The 22,472-nt window shown below is 67.6% G+C and carries 19 protein-coding genes and 1 pseudogene; 1 reads left to right on the forward strand and 19 read right to left on the reverse strand.

Annotated features, from left to right (window positions below):
* From IB256_RS28565 to IB256_RS28650, 18 genes and pseudogenes are all read right to left on the reverse strand, one after another.
* A pseudogene (locus IB256_RS28565) lies at positions 1-136 on the reverse strand (electron transfer flavoprotein subunit beta/FixA family protein); the annotation flags it as partial.
* Positions 137-322: 186 nt separating this feature from the next.
* The gene (locus tag IB256_RS28570) at positions 323-1,462 is read right to left on the reverse strand and encodes an acyl-CoA dehydrogenase family protein (protein ID WP_192295980.1); all 1,140 of its coding nucleotides are present in this window, start codon (positions 1,460-1,462) and stop codon (positions 323-325) included.
* A 13-nt stretch (positions 1,463-1,475) separates the two neighbouring features.
* Positions 1,476-2,669, reverse strand: a complete 1,194-nt coding sequence (locus tag IB256_RS28575) for an acyl-CoA dehydrogenase family protein (protein ID WP_192404820.1) — start codon at positions 2,667-2,669, stop codon at positions 1,476-1,478.
* A gap of 346 nt (positions 2,670-3,015) precedes the next feature.
* The gene (locus IB256_RS28580) at positions 3,016-4,167 is read right to left on the reverse strand and encodes a thiolase (protein ID WP_192404821.1); all 1,152 of its coding nucleotides are present in this window, start codon (positions 4,165-4,167) and stop codon (positions 3,016-3,018) included.
* The gene (locus IB256_RS28585) at positions 4,164-4,553 is read right to left on the reverse strand and encodes a Zn-ribbon domain-containing OB-fold protein (RefSeq protein ID WP_192404822.1); all 390 of its coding nucleotides are present in this window, start codon (positions 4,551-4,553) and stop codon (positions 4,164-4,166) included. The genes IB256_RS28580 and IB256_RS28585 overlap by 4 nt, the downstream gene beginning before the upstream one ends.
* 14 nt (positions 4,554-4,567) lie before the next feature.
* Positions 4,568-5,014, reverse strand: coding sequence for a PaaI family thioesterase (locus tag IB256_RS28590; protein WP_192404823.1), 447 nt, complete (start codon positions 5,012-5,014; stop codon positions 4,568-4,570).
* Positions 5,011-5,988 (reverse strand): NAD(P)H-dependent flavin oxidoreductase, encoded by a 978-nt coding sequence (locus IB256_RS28595; protein WP_192295985.1) that lies wholly within the window; start codon positions 5,986-5,988, stop codon positions 5,011-5,013. The genes IB256_RS28590 and IB256_RS28595 overlap by 4 nt, the downstream gene beginning before the upstream one ends.
* A gap of 16 nt (positions 5,989-6,004) precedes the next feature.
* On the reverse strand, positions 6,005-7,096 hold the full coding sequence (locus IB256_RS28600; RefSeq protein WP_192404824.1) for a Zn-dependent alcohol dehydrogenase: 1,092 nt from the start codon (positions 7,094-7,096) through the stop codon (positions 6,005-6,007).
* 9 nt (positions 7,097-7,105) lie between these two features.
* The gene (locus tag IB256_RS28605; protein WP_192404825.1) at positions 7,106-8,512 is read right to left on the reverse strand and encodes a coniferyl aldehyde dehydrogenase; all 1,407 of its coding nucleotides are present in this window, start codon (positions 8,510-8,512) and stop codon (positions 7,106-7,108) included.
* A 26-nt stretch (positions 8,513-8,538) separates the two neighbouring features.
* Positions 8,539-9,324 carry an enoyl-CoA hydratase/isomerase family protein gene (locus IB256_RS28610; protein ID WP_192404826.1) on the reverse strand — a complete coding sequence of 262 codons (786 nt, stop codon included), beginning with the start codon at positions 9,322-9,324 and terminating at the stop codon, positions 8,539-8,541.
* Positions 9,325-9,391: 67 nt separating this feature from the next.
* Positions 9,392-10,540 carry an acyl-CoA dehydrogenase family protein gene (locus IB256_RS28615; RefSeq protein ID WP_192404827.1) on the reverse strand — a complete coding sequence of 383 codons (1,149 nt, stop codon included), beginning with the start codon at positions 10,538-10,540 and terminating at the stop codon, positions 9,392-9,394.
* A 78-nt stretch (positions 10,541-10,618) separates the two neighbouring features.
* Positions 10,619-11,446: an SDR family NAD(P)-dependent oxidoreductase gene (locus IB256_RS28620; protein WP_138215700.1), complete on the reverse strand. Its 828-nt coding sequence runs from the start codon at positions 11,444-11,446 to the stop codon at positions 10,619-10,621.
* Between the two features lie 15 nt (positions 11,447-11,461).
* Positions 11,462-11,869 (reverse strand): MaoC family dehydratase, encoded by a 408-nt coding sequence (locus IB256_RS28625; protein WP_192295991.1) that lies wholly within the window; start codon positions 11,867-11,869, stop codon positions 11,462-11,464.
* A gap of 10 nt (positions 11,870-11,879) precedes the next feature.
* Positions 11,880-12,323 (reverse strand): MaoC family dehydratase N-terminal domain-containing protein, encoded by a 444-nt coding sequence (locus tag IB256_RS28630; RefSeq protein WP_192295992.1) that lies wholly within the window; start codon positions 12,321-12,323, stop codon positions 11,880-11,882.
* A 16-nt stretch (positions 12,324-12,339) separates the two neighbouring features.
* Positions 12,340-13,524, reverse strand: a complete 1,185-nt coding sequence (locus IB256_RS28635) for a lipid-transfer protein (RefSeq protein WP_192295993.1) — start codon at positions 13,522-13,524, stop codon at positions 12,340-12,342.
* Between the two features lie 35 nt (positions 13,525-13,559).
* A complete protein-coding gene (locus tag IB256_RS28640; protein ID WP_151187173.1) occupies positions 13,560-15,116 on the reverse strand; it encodes an acyl-CoA synthetase in 1,557 nt (518 codons plus the stop codon).
* 382 nt (positions 15,117-15,498) lie between these two features.
* Positions 15,499-17,187, reverse strand: coding sequence for a GMC family oxidoreductase (locus tag IB256_RS28645; RefSeq protein ID WP_192295994.1), 1,689 nt, complete (start codon positions 17,185-17,187; stop codon positions 15,499-15,501).
* 49 nt (positions 17,188-17,236) lie between these two features.
* Positions 17,237-18,367, reverse strand: a complete 1,131-nt coding sequence (locus IB256_RS28650) for a CaiB/BaiF CoA transferase family protein (protein WP_192295995.1) — start codon at positions 18,365-18,367, stop codon at positions 17,237-17,239.
* Positions 18,368-18,640: 273 nt separating this feature from the next.
* On the opposite strand from IB256_RS28650, the gene IB256_RS28655 reads away from it, so the two are divergent.
* Positions 18,641-21,349 carry a LuxR C-terminal-related transcriptional regulator gene (locus IB256_RS28655; RefSeq protein WP_192404828.1) on the forward strand — a complete coding sequence of 903 codons (2,709 nt, stop codon included), beginning with the start codon at positions 18,641-18,643 and terminating at the stop codon, positions 21,347-21,349.
* Between the two features lie 289 nt (positions 21,350-21,638).
* Here IB256_RS28655 and IB256_RS28660 read toward each other — a convergent pair whose 3' ends face one another.
* Entirely contained in the window at positions 21,639-22,472 is an 834-nt protein-coding gene (locus tag IB256_RS28660; protein WP_192295997.1) for an HpcH/HpaI aldolase/citrate lyase family protein, read from the reverse strand.

Here is a 22,472-nt window from a genome sequence, read left to right on the forward strand (position 1 = left end):
CCTCTTCCACGGCGATTTCGCAGAAGGGGTTCATGGACATCTTGACGTTGGCCAGATCGACGCCGGAGTGGTCCGCCTTGACGCGGACCTTGACGTTGTAATCGACCACGCGCTTGACGGCTACGAGGACTTTCATCGGGGACTCCTGGAAAAAAACCGGGCCTTGCGGCCCGGAACAAGGGGTGACTCTGGGACTGGGCTACACCTGCGGGACGCCAGGGGCCTGTAGGAAAGCAGAACGTAGGGCGGATAACCGCTTGCGGTTATCCGCCGTCATTCGGGGCAGCGGCGGATAACGCTGGCGCGTTATTCGCCCTACGTTCTAGGCCACGTCCATCATCTGGCTGAACGCCTGCAGGTGATGGTCGTCGTCGCCGAACTGGTGGCTGATCATCACCAGGTGCTTGGCGTAGTGCGAGCCCAGGTATTCGTCGGTGAGGCCGATGCCGCCGTGCAGCTGGATGCACTGCTCGGAGATCAGGCGGCCGGCGCGGACCGTGATGTACTTGGCGGCGGCCAGGGCGCGACTGCGTTCGGTGCTGTCGGGCTGGTCGGCGACGCAGGCGGCGAGGATCGCCATGCTGCTGGCCTGGTCTAGTTCGGCGCGCATGTCCACCATGCGGTGCTGCAGCACCTGGAAGGAGCCAATGGCGACGCCGAACTGCTTGCGGGTCTTCAGGTAGTCCAGGGTCAGCTCGCAGGTAGCTTCCATGGCGCCGACCGCCTCGGCGCACTGCGCGGCGATGGCGCGACCCTGCTGGTAGCGCAGCGCATCGAAGGCTTCGCCGGGTTCGCCCAGCACGTGCCCGCTGGCGACAAAGGCACCGTCCAGGTACAGCTCGCAGGCCTTGAGGCCGTTGGCGGTCGGGTAAACGCGGCGCTTCACGCCCGCCTCGTTCGGGTCGAGGAAGAACAGGCCGATGCCCTGCTCGTCCTGCTCGCCGCCGGCCACGCGAGCCGAGACCAGGATCAGCCCGGCGCTGTGCCCGCCGATCACCGCGACCTTGCGCCCGCTCAGACGCCAGCCGCCGTTCACCGGCTCGGCGCGGGTGGCCACGCTGTTCAGTTCGTAATGGCTCTGCGGTTCCTCGAAGGCCACCGCCAGTTGCAGCTCGCCACTGGCGACGCGTGTCAGCAACTGGTCCTTCTGCGCGTCGCTGCCCAGTTGGGCCAGCAGGCCGCCGGCGAAGACCACCGATTGCAGGTAAGGCTCCAGGCACAGGCCACGGCCCAGCTCGGTGTGCACCAGCATGCTGTCCACGCCGCCGCCGAAGCCGCCGTAGGCTTCGGGCAGGGACACGCCGGTCAGGCCGAGCTCGCCGAGCTGGCGCCAGAAGTCGGCGCTGTAGCCCAGCTCGCTACGGCGAAAAGCCTCGCGCTGTTCGAATCCGTAGGCGTCACGTACCAGCCGCGCCGCCGTGTCTTGCAGCATCTGCTGCTCTTCATTGAGTTTGAAGTCCATGGTCGGCTGCCTCTCAGAGTCCGAGGTTCACTTTGGAAACGATGTTCTTCTGGATTTCGTTGGAGCCGCCGTAGATCGAGAGCTTGCGCATGATGAAGTACTGGCTGGCGGCGGTGGCGCTGTAGTCGGTGTGCAGCAGGTCGCCGGAGCAAGCTTCCATTTCCTCTTCGAGGAACGGCAGCGCGTAGGGGCCGACGGCCTTGCGCAGCAGATGGGTGATCGCCTGGCGGATCTCGGTGCCGCGCACCTTGAGGATCGAGCTTTCCGCGCCGCTGCCGCCGCCTTCGCGGGCGGCGGCGAGGATGCGCAGGTTGCTCATTTCTGCCGCCATCAGCTGCATTTCCAGGTCGGCAATCTGTGCGCGGAACAGCGGATCGTCGATCAGCGGTTTCCCGCCCTTGCGCTCGCGCGCCGCGATGCCCTTGAGCTGGCGCAGCAACTGCTTGGAGAAGCCGATGCCGGCAAGCCCGGTACGCTCGTGGGTGAGCAGGTACTTGGCGCAGGTCCAGCCGTCGTTCTCCTGGCCCACCAGGTTGGCCACCGGCACCTTCACGTTGTCGAAGAAGACCTCGTTGACCTCATGCTCGCCGTCCAGGGTGATGATGGGGCGCACGGTGATGCCGGGGGACTTCATGTCGATCAGCAGGAAGCTGATGCCGCGCTGGGCCTTGGCCTGCGGGTCGGTACGCACCAGGCAGAATATCCAGTCGGCGTGCTGGCCCATGGTGGTCCAGGTCTTCTGGCCGTTGACGATGTAGTGTTCGCCTTCGCGCACGGCGCGGGTCTTCAGGCTGGCCAGGTCGGAGCCGGAGCCCGGCTCGGAATAGCCTTGGGCCCACCAGTCGGTCATGTCGAGGATGCGCGGCAGGAAGTAGGCCTTCTGCGCCTCGGTGCCGAAGTTGATGATCACCGGGCCGACCATGACCGCTCCGAACGGCAGCACGCGGGGCGCGCCGAAGATCGCGCACTCTTCCTCGAAGATGTACTTCTGCACCACGCTCCAGCCGGTGCCACCGTGTTCCACCGGCCAGAGGGAGGCGTGCCAGCCGCGATCGTTCAGGGTGCGCATCCAGAAGACGTTGTCTTCCTTGGAGAGGCGCTTGCCGAGCTTGACCTTGGCGGCCAGCTCGGCCGGCAGCTTGTCGCGCAGGAAGGCCCGCACTTCCTCGCGGAAGGCCAGCTCTTCGGGCGTGTAGTGGATATCCATCGAGGTGTTCCTCAGACCTGTTGTTCTTGTGGGCCGCTTTCACGGCAGGGGTTTCGTCGTCGAGTATCGGGACGTGGCGCGGGGCTGGCTGTAGTTCGTTCGGACCAATTTCGGGCGGGATTTATTTCGGGCGCCGGGAAAGCAGAAAGCCCGCGCGGCATGGGCCGGGCGGGCTTTCGGTGCTTGCCTGATGATTGCGTGCCTGGGCTTCCCCCTCACCCCAGCCCTCTCCCTCAGGGAGAGGGGGCAGATCGTGCCGGCTGACGCATTGGTTTCAACCTGCACCGAACGGTCCCCTCTCCCCTTGGGAGAGGGTTAGGGTGAGGGGCTCTTGCTCGATGCCCGATCAGAGCACCGCCTCACTCCCCAGGAACGCCGTGACCTGGCTCGACAGCGTCCCGCCGTTGCCATGCAGCAGCGCGATATCGGCCTTCTTCAATTGCCGCGCGCCGGCCTGGCCGCGTATCTGCGTCACTGCTTCAAGGATCAGGAACATCCCGTACATCCCCGGATGCACGCACGACAGCCCACCACCATTGGTGTTCACCGCCAGCTCGCCGCCGGGAGCGATACGCCCGCCCTGGACGAAGCGCCCGCCCTCGCCCTTCGGGCAGAAGCCGAGGTCTTCGAGGAACAGGATCGTATTGATGGTGAAGGCGTCGTAGAGCATCACCAGGTCGACGTCGGCGTGGCTCACGCCAGCCATCTGCATGGCGCGCGGGCCGCTTTCCGAGGCGGCGGTGACAGTCAGGTCCGGCATGCACACCACCGAACGGTGCCACTGCGCGCCGCCGGCACCGAGGAAGTACGCGGGCTTGTTCGGCAGGTCGCGGGCACGGTCCGCACGCACCATCACGCAAGCGCCGGCGCCATCGGTGACCAGGCAGCAGTCGGCGGCGCTCAGCGGGTCGCTGACCATCCGTGCGCCCAGCACGTCGTCCATGCTCAGCGGGCCGCGGGCAAAGGCTTCCGGGTTGAGGTTGGCCCAGCCGCGCGCCGCCAGCGCCACTTCCGCCAGTTGCTCGCGGGTGGTGCCGTACTGGTGCATGTGCCGGCTGGCTGCCAACGCGTAAGAGGTAATCGGGTGGCGAGGCTTGTAGGCCGTCTCGTGCCACTGCGGCTCGCTCATCGACACCAGCTTGCCGCCGGCGGTGCGCTGGTTGGAGCCATAGCAGATCAACGCCACGTCGCACAGCCCGGCCTGCAGCGCCAGGGTGGCCTGCAGCAGGTGCCATTCGAAGCTGGAGCCGCCGACGTTGGTGCCGTCGACGAACCTGGGCTTGATGCCCAGGTACTCGCATACTGACAGCGTCGGGAACGCATGGGAGCTGGTGGCGGAGAACACCGCATCGACGTCGGAGAGTTTCAGCCCGGCATCGGCGATGGCTTTCAGCGAAGCCTGGCCGAGCAGTTCCATGGCGCTGAAGCCGTGGGCTTCGCCGATTCCGGCGCTGCCGATGCCGACGATGGCGGTCTTGCCGCGAAGGGACGAACTCATGCCTGCACCTCTTCGATCACGTCGAACACCACGAGCGCCTGCCCGTCTTCCTCGATCACCCGCGCCTTGACGCGGCTGCCGATGGGTGCGGATTCCCGCCCTTCGATGCGCGACATCAGGCGCGCGCCTTCGTCGAGATCGATCAGCGCCACGTTGTGGCTGGCATTGCGCGAGCGGTTAACGGTGATGGCGTAGATGCGCCCGGTGCCGGCAGCCTCGACCCATTCCAGGTCGGTCTCGCCGCTGCCGGGGACGGCCACCCGCGGGTAGAACACATGGCGGCCAGTGGAAGCGCTGCGCTGGATCATGAAACGGCCCTGCTGGAGGAACCGCTGGTACTGCGCTTCCGGTCCGACGGGCGCGGCGGCTGGGGGATTCTCGGCCATGGCTGGCTCCTGGTTCATTGCGCCCGGCCGTGCAGGCTGCGCGTGTTGTTGATGAAAGTGCCCTTGCCTCGCGCCAGCAGTTTGTCGCCGTCAAGCAGGTCGCAACTGGCCACGCAGATGCTGCGGCCGAGCTTGTGGATCTGCACATGGACTTCGATCCAGCGCCCCGGCAGCGCCGGGCTCAGGTAGTCCATGTCGAGGTTGATGGTGGCCGGGGGCAGTTCGCTGCCGGCGGTGAGCTTGATTGCCGTGCCAAAGCCGGTATCGACCAGGGTCGCGAGGAAACCGCCGTGGGCAATCCCCAGCGGGTTCAGGTGCTCCTCGAGGACTCGCGCCGCCACCACTCGGCGTTCCAGGTTCACGTACATCCCACCGCAGTTGTTGACGAAGCCGGGCCGCGACATGGGCTGGAAGCCGGCGGGCACGGCGCCCTCCTCTTCGATGAAATCACTGGCGCTCATGCTTCGCTCCCCGCGTAACGCTGGGCTCGCTGCAGACTGGCCCGGCAGTCGCGAACCATGCGCTGCAGCAGCTCGGCGCAGCTGGGAATGTCGTCGATCAGGCCGACGCACTGCCCGGCGGTGACGATGCCGTCGTCCGCCTCGCCGCTCTCCAGCGCCGCGCGGCCACGGGCACCGGCCACCAGGTGGCGGATGTCCTCGAACTGCGCATTGCCGCGCTTCTCGATGCTCACCACTTCCTCGGAGATCGGGTTGCGCAGCACTCGCGCGGTGTTGTGCAGGGTGCGGAAGATCAAGCGGGTGTCGCGCTCGGTGGCGCCCACCAGCGCGCGCTTGATGTTCTCGTGGATCGGCGCCTCCTGGGTGGCGCAGAAACGCGTGCCCATGTTCACCCCTTCGGCGCCCAGGGCCAGGGCGGCAGCCATGCCTTCGCCATCGGCGATGCCGCCGGAAGCGATCACTGGCACCTGCAGGCGGCGTGCCGCCAGCGGGATCAGCACCAGGCCGGAAACATCGTCCTCGCCCGGATGCCCGGCACACTCGAAACCGTCGATGGACACCGCGTCCACCCCCAGGCTCTGCGCCTTCAGCGCATGGCGCACGGCCACGCACTTGTGGATCACCGTCATGCCGGCGGCCTTGGCGCGGGCGATGAATTCGCCGGGATTGTTGCCGGCGGTCTCCAGCACCTTCACGCCGCTGGCGATGATCACGTCCAGGTAGCGCTCGTACGGCGGCGGATTGATCGACGGCAGCAGCGTCAGATTCACGCCGAAAGGTTTGTCGGTGAGGGTCCGGCAGCGCTCGATTTCCTCACCCAGCGCCTCCGGGGTCGGCTGCGTCAGCGCGGTGAGGATGCCCAGCCCGCCGGCGTTGGAAACGGCGGCGGCCATCTCGGCGCGACCGACCCACATCATGCCGCCCTGGATGATCGGGTAGCGGATGCCGAGCAGTTCGGTAATGCGTGTCTTCATGTCGGTTCTCCGCGTTTCACTGGTCGAAGACGATGACCGAGCGTGCCAGTTCGCCCCGGCGCAGCTCGTCGAAGCCCTGGTTGATCTGCTCGAGGCCGATGCGCTGGGAGATCAGCTCGTCCAGCTTCAGCCGGCCCTGCAGGTAGAAGTCCACCAGCCGCGGCAGGTCCACCGGGAAGCGGTTGGAGCCCATGAACGAGCCCTGGATGCGCCGCTCGGCGAGGAAGTCCAGGCCGCTCAGCTCCAGCTTCACGCCGGGCTTGATCATGCCGATGACCGTGGCGCTGCCACCACGCGCGAGCATGGCGAAGGCCTGCTCGGCGGTCTGTTTCAGGCCGATGCATTCGAAGGCGTGCTGCACGCCGCCGCGGGTCAGCTCCAGCACCTGCTGCACGGCGTCGCCGTCGGCGGCGTTGATCACGTCGGTGGCGCCGAAGGTCTTCGCCAGTTCCAACTTCGAGTCGAGCCGGTCGATGGCGATGATCCGCCCTGCCCCGGCCAGCGCCGCGCCGTTGAGGGTGGACAGGCCGATGCCGCCACAGCCGATCACCGCCACGGTCTCGCCCGGCCGCACCTGGGCGGTGTTGAACACCGCGCCGGTGCCGGTGATTACCGCGCAACCGAGCACGGCGGCACGGTCCAGCGGCATGTCGCGGCGGATGGCGACGCAGGCGTTCTCGTGCACCAGCATCTGCTCGGCGAAGGCCGAGAGGTTCATGAACTGGTTCACCGGCTTGAGGCTGGTGACTTCGCTCAGGCGCGGCTCATCGTTCTTGCCGCGCTTGGTTTCCGGTGACACGCACAGCGACAGGTGCCCGGAAACGCAATGTGGGCAGTGCCCGCAGAAGGCCGACAGGCAGGTAACGACGTGGTCGCCCGGTTTCACCGAACGGACCTCCGAGCCGACCTGCTCGACGACGCCGGCGGCCTCGTGGCCGAGGATTACCGGCATCGGCCAGGGGTAGGCGCCTTCAATGAAATGCAGGTCGGAATGGCAAAGGCCCACGGCGCGGGTGCGAATCAGCACCTCGCGCGGGCCGGGCTTGCCGATGGCCACTTCCTCGATGGTCAGCGGCGTGCCCGGTTGGCGCAGTACAGCAGCTTTCATGGCGATTCCTCAGCGACAGATCATGGCGGTGACGGCCTGACGCAGCGGCTCGACGTAAGGCGGGCGCATCAGGTCCGGGCCGTCCGCCGGCTTGAACACCGCCTTGGCGTGGCTGAAAGCGCGGAAGCCGTCGCGGCCGTGGTACGAGCCCATGCCGGAAGGGCCGACGCCGCCGAACGGCAGGCTCTCGACACCCACATGCTTGATCACGTCGTTGATCGTCACCCCGCCGGAGGTGGAGCGGCGCAGCACCAGCGCCTGCTCGTCGGCGTCGACGCCGAAGTAGTACAGGCCCAGCGGACGCGGGTGGGCGTTGATGTAGTCGATCACCTCGGAGATGGTCTTGTACGGCTTGATCGGCAGCAGCGGGCCGAAGATTTCGTCCTGCATCACCTTCAGTTCGTCGCCGGGGTTGCGCAGCAGGGTCGGTGCCAGCTTGTGCCCGGTTTGCGCAGCGAAGTCCTCGCCGGCCGGGTTCAGCTCGATCAGCTCTACGCCCGCCGCGCGCGCTTCGTCCAGGTAGCCCTGCAGGCGCTGCTGGTGGCGGACGTTGATCACCGAGGTGTAGTCGGGGTTGTCGCGCAGGCTCGGGTAGAAACGCGCGATCACTTCGCGGGCGCTGACGATGAAGTCGTCCAGCGATTCCTCGGGGACGAACACGTAGTCCGGCGCCAGGCAGATCTGCCCGGCGTTGTGCAGCTTGCCGGCGATGATCTTCTGCACCGCAGCCTGGAAGTCGGCGGAGCGGGAAATAATGGTCGGCGACTTGCCGCCCAGCTCCAGGGTCACCGGCACCAAGTTCTCGGCGGCGGCACGCATTACCTGGCGGCCGATGCTGGTGGCGCCGGTGAACAGCAGGTGGTCGAAGGGCTGGGCGCAGAACGCCTGGCCGACTTCCGGCCCGCCGGTGATCACAGCGACTTCGTCCTCGGCGAACACCGAGGCGATCATCCGGGCTATCAGTGCCGAGCTGTGCGGGGTGAATTCCGAGGGCTTGATGATCGCCCTGTTGCCGGCGGCCAGGACTCCGGCAAGGCCGGTGAAGACCATGTTCACCGGGAAGTTCCATGGCGTGACGATGCCCACCACGCCCAGCGGCTGGTACTCCACCCAGGCTTCGCCGCGCTCACAGTGGCGCGGCTCGGGCTGCATCCAGCCGAGCAGCTGGGCCTTGGTCTGCTTCAGGCTCATCAGTGGCGACAGCACTTCCACCACGCGAGAGAAGTCGTCGCTGCGCTGGCCGAAATCGGCGCGCACCGCTTCGACGATTTCCTGCTGGTGATCGACCAGCAGGCCGATGGCGCGGTCGATCAGCTCGATGCGCCGCTCGGCGCTCAGCGGTTCACTGGACAGGTGCGCGGCGCGCTGGCGGTCGAGCACGGCGCGGATGGCGGCGCCAGGGCTGGTCTGGGTCATGGGGGGCTCCTGATGGACTCTTCTGGTTATTCAGTTGTCGGCCACTGGTATTGCGGGGCTTCCTTGCGCAGGAAGCGCGCGGAGGCTTCCTTCACGTAGCCGGATGTGAGCGCCACGGCCTGGGCGGCAGCTTCGGCGTCGAGCTGGGCGGCCAGGTCGTTCTCGAAGCTGCGGGCCAGCAGGCGCTTGCTCATGGCGAAGGCCGGGGGCGACATCTCTGCCAGCGCTCGTGTCAGTTCCTCGGCGCGTTCGATGGCGCGCTCGCCTTCATGCCGTTCCAGGGCGATGCCCAGCTGCACGGCTTCGGCGGCGCCGACCTCGCGGGCGGAATAGATGATCTCGCGGGCGCGCTGCATGCCCACCAGGCGCGGCAGCAGCCAGGAGGCGGCCAGGTCCGGCACCAGGCCGATGCGGGCGAAGGCCATGCAGAAGCGGGCGCGCTCGCTGGCAATGACGAAGTCGGCGGCCAGCGCGAGGCTGAAGCCGGCGCCGTAGGCCACGCCGTCCACCAGCGCAACGACCGGGCGATCGAAGTCGGCCAGGGCGGCCAGCAGGCGGTTGGTCTCTGCCATGCGCATGCGCACCGCGCCGGCTTCGGGCGTGCCGCCCATGCTGCTGACGTCGCCGCCGGAGCAGAAAGCCCCGCCAGCGCCGGATAACAGCAGCGCGCGCACTTCAGGGTTGCGGCGCAGGCCAGTGAGCGCGTCGATCAGCTCGGCGACCATCGCCGTGGTCAATGCGTTCCGGCGTTCCGGACTGGCCAGCGTCAGGCGCGCCAGTCCGTCTTCGATGGAGAGTTCGATGCTCGACATGCGTACCTCGCGGCGGGCATCCCGGCGGGAATGGCCGGACCGCACGTGGCGGCCCGGCCCACCCGCATCACAGGGTGCGGGCGATGATTTCCTTCATGATTTCGTTGGAGCCGCCGAAGATGCGGCCCACCCGGGCGTTGGCGTACATCCGCGCGATGGGGTACTCGAGCATGTAGCCGTAGCCGCCGTGCAGCTGCAGGCACTCGTCGATCACCTTGCAGTTCTGCTCGGTGCTCCACCACTTGGCAATGGCTGCGGTCTCGCCGGACAGCTCGCCCTTGAGCACCTTGACCATGCAGTCGTCGACGAAGGCGCGGGCGATGACGGCAGTGCTCTGGCACTCGGCGAGCTTGAAACGGGTGTTCTGCAGGTCCAGCAGGGTCTGGCCGAACACCTTGCGGTTGCGCACGTACTCCACCGTCTCGGCCACTGCCCGCTCCATGGTGGCCAGCGCGCCGAGGGCGATGATCATGCGTTCCTGGGGCAGCTGCTGCATCAGCTGGATGAAGCCCTTGCCCTCCTCCGGGCCCAGCAGGTTGCTGGCCGGTACGCGCACGTCGTCGAAGAACAGTTCGGTGGTGTCCTGGCCCTTCTGGCCGATCTTCTCGAGGATACGGCCACGGCGGAAACCGGGCAGGTCCCTGGTTTCGACCACCACGATGGAGGTGCCCTTGGCGCCTTTCTCCGGGTCGGTCTTGGCGACCACGAGGATGAGGTCGGCGTGATAGCCGTTGGTGATGAAGGTCTTCGAGCCGTTGATCACGTACTCGTCGCCGTCACGCACGGCGCGGGTCTTGATCGCCTGCAGGTCGGAACCGGCGCCCGGCTCGGACATGGCGATGGCGCCCACCATCTCGCCACGGGCCATCTTCGGCAGCCAGTCGAGCTTCTGCTCTTCGCTGGCGTAGCGCAGCAGGTAGTGCGCGACGATGCCGCTGTGCACGTTGGTGCCCAGGCTCGAGCACATCGCCCGGCTCTGTTCCAGGGTGACGATGGCGTCGTGGGCGAAGGTGCCGCCACCGCCGCCGTACTGTTCGGGGATGCTCGGCAGCAACATGCCGAACTCGCCGGCCTTGCGCCACATGTCGCGGTCGATGTACTGCTGCTTCCACCAGCGCTCTTCATGGGGTACCAGCTCGTTGGCGATGAAGCGGCGGATGGAGTCCTGGAAGATCACCAGGTCGTCGGTGATCCACGGCGATTGAGTGGCGCTCATGGCGGCTCCTCGGCAAGCGATTCGGGAATCGATTCGTATAAGAAGGCCGGCCGCACAAGGCAGCCGGCAAAGGGACGGTCAGGGACGACCGCCGCCGACAACCAGCACCTGGCCGGAGACGTAGTTCGACTCGGGGATGCAGAACAGGTAGACGCTACCGGCGGCTTCTTCCGGGGTGCCGGCGCGGCCCATGGGGATCATCGCGGCAACGTTCTTCGCCATCTGCTCACTGATGCCGACCTTCAGCTCGCGGCCGCCGACGTTGATGGTCGCACCCTCGCCCGCTGCGGCGGAGGTCAGGCGGGTCTCGATCAGGCCGAAGGCGACGCTGTTGACGCACACCTTGTAGCGGCCCCACTCCTTGGCCAGGGCCTTGGTCAGGCCGTTGATCGCGGACTTGGCGGCCGAGTAGTTGGCCTGGCCGGGGTTGCCCATCACGCCGGAGACGGAGGAGATGTTGACCACCTTGCGGAATACCTCGCGGCCTTCCTCGGCTTCCTTCTTGGCGGCTTCGCGGAAGTGCCCGGAAGCGGCGCGCAGGATGCGGAACGGCGCGGAGACGTGGACTTCCATGATGTCGTCCCACTGCTGGTCGGTCATCTTCTGGATCACGTTGTCCCAGGTGTAGCCGGCGTTGTTGACGATGATGTCGAGGCCGCCGAAGGACTCCAGGGCGGTCTTCACGAAGCGCTCGCCAAAGTCCTTTTCAGTCACGCTGCCGACGCAGGCAACGGCGCGGCCGCCTTCGGCGACGATCTGTGCAACCACTTCCTCGGCCGGGGCGGCGTCGAGGTCGTTGACCACCACGGCGGCGCCGTCGCGGTGCAGCTTGAGGGCGATTTCACGACCGATGCCACGGCCGGAACCGGAAACGATGGCGACCTGGCCTGCGAGTTTGTTGTTCATGGTTGTTCTCCTGTTTCAGGCGTCCAGGGCCACGACGGCTTCGCCGGACAGTTTGATTTCACCCGCCTGGTTGCGGGTGGTGATTTCCAGGCGCAGGGTGCCGGAGGTCTCGTCCTTCTCCAGCACTCGGCCGGAACAGGTGATGGCATCGCCCAGCTGGGTAATCGCAGCGAAGCGCACCGAGTAGCTGCGCAGGCGCTCCTGCGCCACCCAGTTGGTCAGCAGCCGGCCGAGGTAGGCCATGGACAGCATCCCGTGGGCGAACACGTCGGGCATGCCGGCCTTCTTCGCGAAGTCGATGTCGACGTGGATCGGGTTGTGGTCCCCCGAGGCGCCGCAGTACAGCGCCAGGGTGGTGCGGTTCACCGGGTCGGTGGTGAAGCTCGGCAGTTCGTCGCCGACGGCGATTGCATTCAGGTTCACGCTCGGCTCCTTATCCGTTGCGTACGACGAGGCTGTTGCGCAGTTCCGCCACCAGCTCGCCGGCGGCGTTGCTGACGCGGGTTTCACGCACCACGAATTCCAGGGCGCCGCCCTTCTTGTCGTAGATGTCGACGATCTTCGTCTCGAAGGACAGGCGCTCACCGGCGAAGGCCATGCGGTGGTAGGTGAAGCCCTGCTCGGCATGCAGGATGCGGCCGAGGTCGATGTTCAGGCGCTTGAGCACCGAACCCGAGCCGCCGGCTTCCATGTCCAGGCAGAAGAGGAAGGTCGGCGGCACCGGCAGGCCGGGGTAGCCGGCGTCGCGGGCGGCGGTCTCGTCGCTGTAGCGCGCATCGGTCTGGCCGGTGGCCTTGGCGAAGAAGCGCAGGCGCCCCGCCTCGACCAGTTGCGTGTGGCTGGAGACCACCGCGCCGATATGGCTCTTGTCAATCATGCTCGCGGCTCCCCGGTCACTGGCGCTGGAACAGGGTGACGACGCAGGCGCCGCCCAGGCCCAGGTTGTGCTGCAGGGCGAAGCGCGCGCCTTCCACCTGGGTGGCATCGGCGGTACCGCGCAGCTGGCGGGTCAGCTCGAAGCACTGGGCCAGGCCGGTGGCGCCCAGCGGGTGGCCCTTGGAGAGCAGGCCGCCGGAGGGGTTGGTGACGATGCGGCCGCCGTAGGTGTTGTCGCCGTCGAGGATGAATTTCTCGGCGGTGCCCTCGGGGGTCAGCATCAGGCCTTCGTAGGTGATCAGTTCGTTGGCGGTGAAGCAGTCGTGCAGCTCGACCACCTGGATGTCCTGCGGACCGACACCGGCCTTCTCGTACACGATGTTGGCGGCGTTGCGGGTCATGTCGTAGCCGACGACCTTGCGCATGTCGCCTTCGTCGAAGGTGCTGTTGCGGTCGGTGGTCATGGCCTGGGCGGCGATCACCACGTCGGTGCGCAGGCCGTGCTTCTTCGCGAAAGCCTCGGTGCAAACGATGGCGGCGGCCGCGCCGCAGGTCGGCGGGCAGCACTGCAGGCGGGTCAGTGGGTCGAAGATCATCGGCGAGGCCATCACTTCGTCGACGCTGACCACGTTGCGGAACACCGCCAGCGGGTTGCGCGCGGCGTGCTGGCTGGCCTTGACGCGGATGCGGGCGAAGACTTCGCGGCTGATGCCGTATTCCTTCATGTAGGCGCGCCCGGCGCCGCCGAAGAACTGCGCGGCGCGCGGCGCGGCCTCGTCGAAGCCCTGCACCTGGGTCATGGTCTTGGCGAAGCGGTCCATCGGGCCGGTACGGTCGGTGTAGGCGCCCTTCAGCGCGCCGGGGACCATCTGCTCGAAGCCCAGGGCGATGGCGCATTCCACGGCGCCGCTTTCCACGGCCTGGCGCGCCAGGAACAGCGCGGTGGAGCCGGTGGCGCAGTTGTTGTTGACGTTGACCACCGGGATGCCGGTCAGGCCGACGCCGTAGACCGCGGCCTGGCCGCAGGTGGAGTCGCCGTAGACGTAGCCCACGTAGGCCTGCTGCACCAGCGCATAGTCGATACCGGCGTCGGCCAGTGCGGCCTTGGCCGCATTCGCGCCCATGATGTGGTACTCGTCGCTCTGGCCCGGCTTGGTGAAGGGGATCATGCCGACCCCGGCCACCACTACTTTATTGCTCATGTGTTTCTCCTTGGGGATGGGCGTGTCGCGCGCCGTCAGTTGACGGCGCGGTTCTGGTCTTTCCAGTAGGGCGCGCGCAGGTCGCGCTTGAGTACCTTGCCGGCCGCCGAGAGCGGCAGCGCGGCAACGAACTCGACGGATTTCGGGCACTTGTAGCCGGCGATGTGCTGGGCGCAGTGGGCGCGGATGTCGTCGGAGCAGACGTCGCTGCCGGCGTGCAGCACCACCACGGCGTGCACCGCCTCGCCCCAGCGCTCGTGGGGAATGCCGATCACCGCGCAGCTCTGCACGGACGGGTGGCGGGCCACCACGTTCTCGACCTCGGCGGAGTACACGTTCTCGCCGCCGGTGACGATCATGTCCTTGAGGCGGTCGACGATGAACAGGAAGCCGCGCTCGTCCATGTAGGCGCCGTCGCCGGTGTGCAGCCAGCCGTTGCGCAGGGTCTTGGCGGTTTCTTCCGGGCGGTTCCAGTAGCCGAGCATGACGTTGGGGCCGCAGACGATGATCTCGCCCACCACGCCACGGGGGACTTCGTTGCCCTCCTCGTCGACGATCTTCACCAGGCCGCCGAAGCCGCCGCGACCGGCGCTGCGTACCAGGCCGCTGGCGATGCCCTCGGCCTGGTGGGTCCAGTCCGGGCTCACCGAGATCACCGGCGAGGTTTCGGTCATGCCGTAGGCCTGCATGAAGGCAATGCCGGGGAACTTCGCCAGGGCCTGTTCCAGCACCGGCAGGGAAATCGGCGAGGCGCCGTAGGCCATGCGCTTGAGGCAGGACAGGTCGTGGCGCTCGAAGTCCGGGTGGTTGATCACCGCCTGCAGCATGGTCGGCACCAGCAGCATCTCGTTGATGCGCTCGCGCTCGATGGTCTGCAGCACTTCCAGCGGGTCGAACATCGGGATGAAGACGTTGACGTAGCCACCGATCACCTGGCTCAGGCAGCGCGCCATGGCGGCGGTGTGGAACATCGGCGCGGCGTGCAGGGTGCGCGAGTCATCCTCGGCGGGGAACTCGGCCATGCGTGCCACAGCAGAGGACCAGAGATTCAGGTGCGACTGCATCACGCCCTTGGGCAGGCCGGTGGTGCCGCCGGTGTACATGATCGAGGCGAGGTCGTTGCCGCCGCGCAGGGCGTCTTCGATGGGCTCGTGGCTGGCGATCAGGCCCTCGAAGGAATGCATGCCTTCGGGCGCGGCGCCGTCACCGACATGGATCAGCACCGGGGCGCTCCTGGCGCCGGCGCGGATGCCTTCGGCCAGGTGCAGGAAGTGGTCGTCGATCAGCAGGATTTCGGTCTGGCAGTCGTCCAGCGAGTAGACGATCTCCGGCACGCTCCAGCGGATGTTCACCGGGTTGAGCACGCCGCCGCCCCACCAGGTGGCCAGCATGTATTCCAGGTAGCGGTCCGAGTTCAGGGCCAGCATGCCGACCCGGTCGCCGTTGCGCATACCCAGCGATTGCAGGGCCGCGGCCAGGCGCGAGACGCGCTCGCCCTGCTCGCGGAAGGTCCGCGTGCGGCCGCGGAAGATGGTCGCGACGTGGTCCGGGTCCTGCTGCAGCATGCGTTGCAGGCCTTGGGTCAGGTACATGGCAGGTCTCCAATCGATGTTGTTCTTGTGAGTTCGATACTAGGGAGGGGCGTTGCCCGCGGCGTCGGTCGAAGGGATGAAGCTGCGGTGGTTTGGCGGGTGGTTCGAAGGGACTAGAGGGCTGCTTCCGGGAAGCTTGTGCCTGGGACGGCCCTCACCCCAGCCCTCTCCCGGAGGGAGAGGGAGTAGATCGTGCCGGCTGACGCCGCATTTTCATCCTTCATCGAACGGTCCCCTCTCCCCATGGGAGAGGGTTAGGGTGAGGGGCTCTTACAGGGGAATGCATGGCCGCGAACCGGATTCACCAATCCGAATATCAGCGGGCAACAGAAAAGGGCCAGGCGCCCGAAGCCGCCTGGCCCTCCCCCGTACAACCTGCGTATCAGCTGGTCTGCAGCTCGCCCAGTGATGCGGCGCGGCCCGACTGGGCGTCATTGCGCTCGGCCAGCAGCAGATCGGCGCATTTCTCGCCGATCATGATGGTCGGCGCGTTGGTGTTGCCGCCTACCTGCAGCGGGATCACCGAGGCGTCCGCCACACGCAGGCCCTGGACGCCGCGCACGCGCAGCTGCGGGTCGACCACCGACTGTGCGTCGCCGCCCATCCGGCAGCTGCCCACCGGGTGGTAAACGTTGTCGCAGTGCTCGCGGATCATCTGCTTCACCGCCTCGTCGTCGCTGCCGTCGAACTTCAGGTGGCCATGGAACAGCGGCTTGCCGCCGAACCGCGTGAGCACCGGCTGCTCGAGGATTTCATGCACCAGTTTCACGCCCTTGAGCATGGTCGCCATGTCGCGTTCGTCTTTGAGCAGGTTCAGCTCGATCAGCGGGTCGTCACGCATGTCGGCGCTGTGCAGGCGAATCTGTCCGCGGCTGTGCGGGCGCAGCACGCAGACGTGGATCGAATAGCCGCTGCCGTAGTGGAAGGTGCGCCCGTGGTTGTCGCCCGAGGACATCACGAAATGCAGCTGGATGTCCGGATCGGCCAGCGTCGGATCGGTCTTGAGGAAGGCCCCGGCCTCGGTGAAGGTGCGGGTGAACAGGCCGCCGCGCTCGCGCTTGTACTTGCGCCATTGCCCCAGGTAGCTCAGCGCGCCGCGCACCGTCACACCGAACAGGTCGGTGCTGAAGATGCGCTTGTGCAGGATCAGGTCCGGGTGCTCCTGCAGGTTCTGCCCGACCTCGGGTGCGTCGTGCAGCGGCGCGATGCCCAACTGCCGCAGGTGCGCGGCCGGACCGATGCCGGAAACCATAAGCAGTTGCGGCGACACCAGGCTGCCGGCGCAGACGATCACTTCCCGCGAGGCATGCAGCGCCACTTCCTGGCCATCACGTTCCACCAGCACGCCGGTGGCACGCTTGCCCTGGAACAGGATGCGCAGCGCCCGGCTGCCGGTCAGCACCTGCAGGTTATCGCGGCCGCCGTTGTGCGTCGCATCGTCGGCATTGCCCCGGTGCAGGTAGGCCCGCGCGGCGTTCCAGCGTTCGCCGTTGAACTGGGTGACCTGGAAGTAGCCCACGCCCTCCTGCTGCGGTCCGTTGAAGTCGTGGTTGTAGGCGTGGCCGGCGCTGGCCGCCGCCTCGATGAAGTGGCGCGCCCAGGAGCACGGCGAACGCGGGTCGGTAACGTGCAGCGGGCCGCTGCCGCCGTGCAGTGCGTCGTCCTTGCCGGCGGCGCGCTCGTTGTTCTCGGCGCGCTTGAAGTACGGCAGCACCTCTTTCCAGCTCCAGCCTTCGCAGCCGGCAGCGGCCCAGCCGTCGTAATCCGAAGGCGTACCGCGCAGGTAGAGCATGCCGTTGATCGAGGAGCTGCCACCCAGCCCGCGACCGCGCGGCAGGTAGCTGGCGCGACCCGCCAGGCTCGGCTGCGCGGTGCTTTCGTAGGCGTAGTTGTAGTCGCCCTTGCGCGGAATGGTCAGCACCAGGCCCACCGGCACCGTGACCTTGCCGTGGTGGTCGTGACCGCCGGTTTCCAGCAGCGCCACCTTGCAGCCGGCATCGGCCAGCCGCCCGGCCACTGCGCAACCGGCCGAGCCGGCGCCTACCACTATGTACTCGTACAAGCGTTCCATCGGTTCACCTTTCTTGTTGTTGTGCTGTTGGCCCCCGTCGCTGCGGGGTTCAGATGACGCCGGCCTGCTGCAGGTCGGCGATGCGTTCGTCACTCAGTCCCCAGTCGCGCAGCACCGCTTCGCTCTGCGGTTCGCCCGAAGCCTGCGTCGGCGTCGCGGCGGGTGTGCGGCTGAAGCGCGGCGCCGGCGCGGGCTGGAGCACACCGTCGAGTTCGAGGTAGGTGCCGCGTTCGCGGTTGTGCGGGTGCTCGGCGGCCTCGGCCCAGTCCAGCACCGGGGCGAAGCAGGCGTCGCTGCCTTCGAGCAGCTCGCACCACTGGGCGCGGCTGCGCTGCAGGAACAGCGCGGTGAGCTTGGCCTTGAGCTGCGGCCACTGGCGCGGGTCCATCTGCTGCTGGAACTGCGGGTCGTCGATGCCGCAGCGCTGCAGCAGCTCGGCATAGAACTGCGGTTCGATGGCGCCCAGGGCGATGAAGCGGCCGTCGGCGCAGGCGTAGGTGTCGTAGAAGTGCGCACCGCCGTCGAGCAGGTTGGCGCCGCGCTCGTCGCTCAGGCGGCCGCCCGCGCGGAAGCCGTACATCATCGCCGAGAGCAGCGCGGTGCCGTCGGTCATGGCCGCATCGACGACCTGCCCCTTGCCGGAGCTTTGCGCTTCCAGCAGCGCGCAGAGCACGCCAAAGCCCAGCAGCATGCCGCCGCCACCGAAGTCGCCGATGTAGTTGTGCGGCACCACCGGCTTCTCGCCGGGTCGGCCGATGGCGTGCAGCGCGCCGGCCAGGGCGATGTAGTTGATGTCGTGCCCGGCGGCCTGGGCCAGCGGGCCGCTCTGGCCCCAGCCGGTCATGCGGCCGAACACCAGCTTCGGGTTGCGCTGCAGGCATTGCTCCGGCCCCAGGCCCAGGCGCTCCATCACACCGGGGCGGAAGCCTTCGATCAGCGCGTCGGCGCCTTCCACCAGTTGCAGCAGGGTTTCCACCCCTTCGCTCTGGCGCAGGTCCAGGGCGACGGCGCGGCGGCCACGGCCGAGCACGTCGAAGCGCGCCCGCTCGCCCAACGCCTGGCCGGGGCGTTGCACGCGGATCACTTCGGCGCCCATGTCAGCCAGCAGCATGGCGCAGAACGGCGCCGGCCCCAGGCCGACCATCTCGATTACCTTCAACCCCGTCAGCGGGCCCGCCATCGCATCACTCCTGTCTGGCTGTGCAAGCGCCGGGATATCCGGCAGCTCCCCAGCCTAGCGACGGGCCAGCGGGCAACAATGGATCGAACGGACGAATCACGGACTAGTCCGCTCGGGCCGAATTTCGGGGCTCTGGCGTGCCTCAAACTGTCGAGTAGTTCGAATGGACGACTGCGATCCCGCCGCCGGCCGTGGCAAGATGCCGCGACATAGAAAAACAATTGAGCCGGCGGCGCGCCCAGCGCAGCCACACGACCGGCCAGCGGAGTTGCCATGTCTGCCCAGTTTTCCGCCGCCTCTGCCACCGGGACCGCGCCCCTGCGCATCCTGTCGAGCAAGTTCGCCACGCCGTCCGTCTCCGCCAGCCATCTGCCCCGCCAGCACCTGCTGGAGCAGATGGAGCAGTCCAGCGCGCGGCTGATCCTGATCCGCGCCGCCGCCGGCTTCGGCAAGACGACCCTCCTGCAGCAGTACCGCGAGCGCTGCCTGGCCCAGGAACGCCAGGTGCTCTGGCTCAACCTGGATGCCGCAGACAACGACCTGCAACGCTTCGTTGCCCACCTCGCCAACGGCCTGCGCCAACTCGACGCCACGCCGACCGGCGAGCCGCAGGGCCTGTCCCAGCAGATGCAGACGCTGCTGGAAGAACTCTCCGACCGCACTCGCCCCTTCGCCCTGCTGCTGGACGAATTCGAGGCGATCCACAACCCGGCGGTGCTCAACTTCGTCCAGCAGCTGATCGACACCCTGCCGCCCTGCGGCGTACTGGTGCTGGCCTCGCGCTCGACACCGGACATCGGCCTGGGGCGCATCCGTGCCCGTGGCCAGTTGCTGGAGTTCAACCCCGGCGCGCTGCGCTTCTCCCTCGACGAGGCGACGCGCTTCATCCGCGACAAGCGCGAACTGCCGCTGCGTGACGCCGAGATCGCCACGCTCTACCGCTGCACCGAGGGCTGGATCACCGCCATCTACCTCGCCAGCCTGTCGCTGCAGGGGCGCAACGACCACGCAGCCTTCGTCTCCAGCTTCTCCGGCAGCAACCTGGAGCTGGCCGAGTATCTGACCGAGGACATCCTCGCGCGGCAGAGCGAGGCCTGCCGGCAGTTCCTCCTGCTCACCAGCGTGCTTGACCAGCTCTGCGTACCGCTGTGCAACGCCGTCACCGGCGGGCAGGACGGCCAGGAAATGCTCGCCTACCTGGAACGCGCCAACCTGTTCCTGTTCCCGCTGGACAGCGAACATCAGTGGTTCCGCTACCACAGCCTGTTCGCCAGCTACCTGCGCGACGCCCTGCAGCGTTCCTACCCCGGCCATGCCGCACGGCTGCATCAGCTGGCGGCGCAGTGGTACCTGGCCGAGCAGCGCCCGGTGCCGGCCATCGATCACCTGCTGCAGGCCGGTGCCCGCGACGAGGCCGCGCTGCACCTGACCCGGCATGTCGGCGAATTCATGGACGTCGGCCGTTCGCGCCTGCTGCTGCGCTGGCTGGACCAGATTCCGCCGCAGACCCTGCAGCGCTACCCGAACCTCTGCCTGGGCTATTCCTGGACCCTCGCCCTGCACCGCCGCTACACCGACGCGCTGGCCAGCATCGCGCTGATCCGTGGTGCCACCGAGGACGGCGAGCAACCGCTGGCGCTGGAAGCGGAAACCATCCGCTGCCTGCTGTTCGCCCTCACCGACCAGGTGGAGGACTGCTGCGAGGTGGGCCTGGCGCATATCCAGCGCATCCCCGATGACGAGCAGTTCCAGTACGGCGTGATCGCCAACTGCCTGGGCTACAGCCTGGTCTCCACAGGACGCTACGAAGAGGCGCGGCGCCTGCTGTCGCGGGCGATCCTGCGCTGCTCGCAGAGCCGCACCCAGTCCATGGGCAGCGTCGCCAGTTGCCTGGAGGGCGCGCTGGACATGATCCAGGGGCGTTTGGGCAATGCCGTGGCGCGCCTGCAGGCGGCCTTCCCGACGCAGACCACGGGCGGCGCTGAGAAGATTCTCGCGGGGCGGCCGTCGCTGGAGATCACGCTGTCCATCGCACTCTACGAAACCGACGCGCTGGACGAGGTGGAGCAGCTGCTGGGCGAAGTGCTGCCCCACGCCAAGGAAAGCAGCCCGCCGGATTCACTGATTTCCTGCCATGTCCTGCTGGCCCGCGTCGCTCTGCTCAAGGGCGACCGCGACGCCTGGCTGCGCCTGCTGGCGGACCTGGAACAGATCGGCCAGCAGTCCGGCTCGGCGCGGGTGATCTGCTCGGCCTGGCTGGAGCGTGCCCGCGCGGCCACCCTGGAGAATCGACTGGAATCGGCCCGCCAATCCCTGCGCTATGCCGAGCTGCATGGTGACTGGGAGCGGCCGGGCATCCTGCTGCATGGCAACGACGTGGACACCCCGAGCATCGCCCGCTTCCGCCTGCGCATCGCCCAAGGCGACTGCGAGGACACCGAGCGCAAGCTGCGCGAAGCCATGGCCGAGGCCAACGCCCGCCAGCACCACCGCCGCGAACTCAAGCTGCGCCTGTTGCATGCCCTCGCGCTCAGTGCCCTGGAGCGAACCGAGGAGTCCTTCGAGGCACTCAGCGAGGCGCTGCGCTTCGCCAGTCATGAAGGCTTCATGCGCACCTTCCTCGACGAGGGCCCGCGCCTGGGTGGCCTGCTGCAACGCTGGGCGGTTCCGCATCAGGCGCAGTCGCGGGCGCTGGGCATCGAGCCGCGCTTCCTCACCACCCTGCTGCAGCGCTTCGTCGGCCATGGCGAGACGCCGAGCAACGGCCAGGTACCCGGCGCTGCCGGCGAAGGCCTGACCACCCGCGAGATCCAGGTGATCCGCCTGCTGGCAGCCGGGCACCGGAACAAGGTGATCGCCGAGAAGATGTTCCTCTCCGAGTTCACTGTGAAATCCCACCTGCGCAACATCAACGCCAAGCTCGGCGCCCAGGGGCGCACCGAGGCCGTGGCGATTGCGCGGGCGCGGGGCCTGCTGGATTGAGCTGAACAGCGCGCGCCCGATCTGCGCGCTGGTATTGCCCCTGTAGGAGCGGTCGGATGTCCCAGCACAAAGGCACGGGATTCGCGAAGATGGATGAGGACTGGACGCCCGGACCTGCCCTCTCCCCCCGCCCTCTCCCTGAAGGGAGAGGGAGCTATCCGTGCCGACTGAAACCACGGTTCCCACTGGTGCCGATCCAGTCCCCTCTCCCTTCGGAGCGGGGCGCGTAGCCAGGGTTAGGGAGAGGGAAAACCCAGGCGCGGAATTTCAGAGAGCCATAAAAAGGCCGTCAGTCGCCAGCGCTGGCCAGCAACCGCCGGGCGCGGCCCAGCACCGGCGCATCGACCATCTGCCCGTCGACCTGGAAGGCCGCCGCGCCGCTCTCGGCCGCATCCACCACTCGGCGCGCCCAGTCCAGCTCGTCAGCACTCGGGGCCAGCGCCGCATGGGCAACACCGACCTGCTTCGGATGAATACAGAGCGCGCCGAGCAGACCGAGGTCGCGGCCATGGCGGATGGTCGCGGCGAAGCCTTCGGCGTCGTCGAACGCGGGGAACACGGTGTCCAGCGGCGGTTGCAGGTCGTTCACCCGCGAATGCAGCAGCAGGCTCAGGCGCACCTGGTCGTAGACCACCGCGGCAGCCGGGGTGCCACTGCTCATGCCGATATCCAGCGCCAGGTCGAGGCCACCGAAGGTCAGGCGTTCCACACCCTCGCAGGCAGCGATTTCGCCCAGTGCGAGCAGGCCACGGGCGCTCTCGATCAGTGGCCACACCGGTTTGCCGCAGGACGCGGCGATACGCACCTGCATGGCGCGCTCGGCCTTGGGCAGCAGGATGCCGATGACGCCCGGCAGGCGCCGGCAGAGTTCAAGATCGGCGGCCTGTTCCGGATCGCCAGCGGCATTCACCCGCACCCGCACGCGGGCCTCCGGATTGGCGCCGAGGAAGGCTTCCAGATTGTCGCGGGCCTGGGCCTTGAGCGAGGCCTCGACAGCGTCCTCGAAGTCGACGATCACCGCGTCGGCGCCGCTGGCCAGGGCCTTGGCGAAACGCTCCGGGCGGCTGCCGGGAACGAACAGCGCGGTTCGCACGATGGAATCCGCCGGGCTTTGCTGAATCAT

Source organism: Pseudomonas sp. PDM17, from assembly GCF_014851985.1.
GTDB lineage: Bacteria > Pseudomonadota > Gammaproteobacteria > Pseudomonadales > Pseudomonadaceae > Pseudomonas.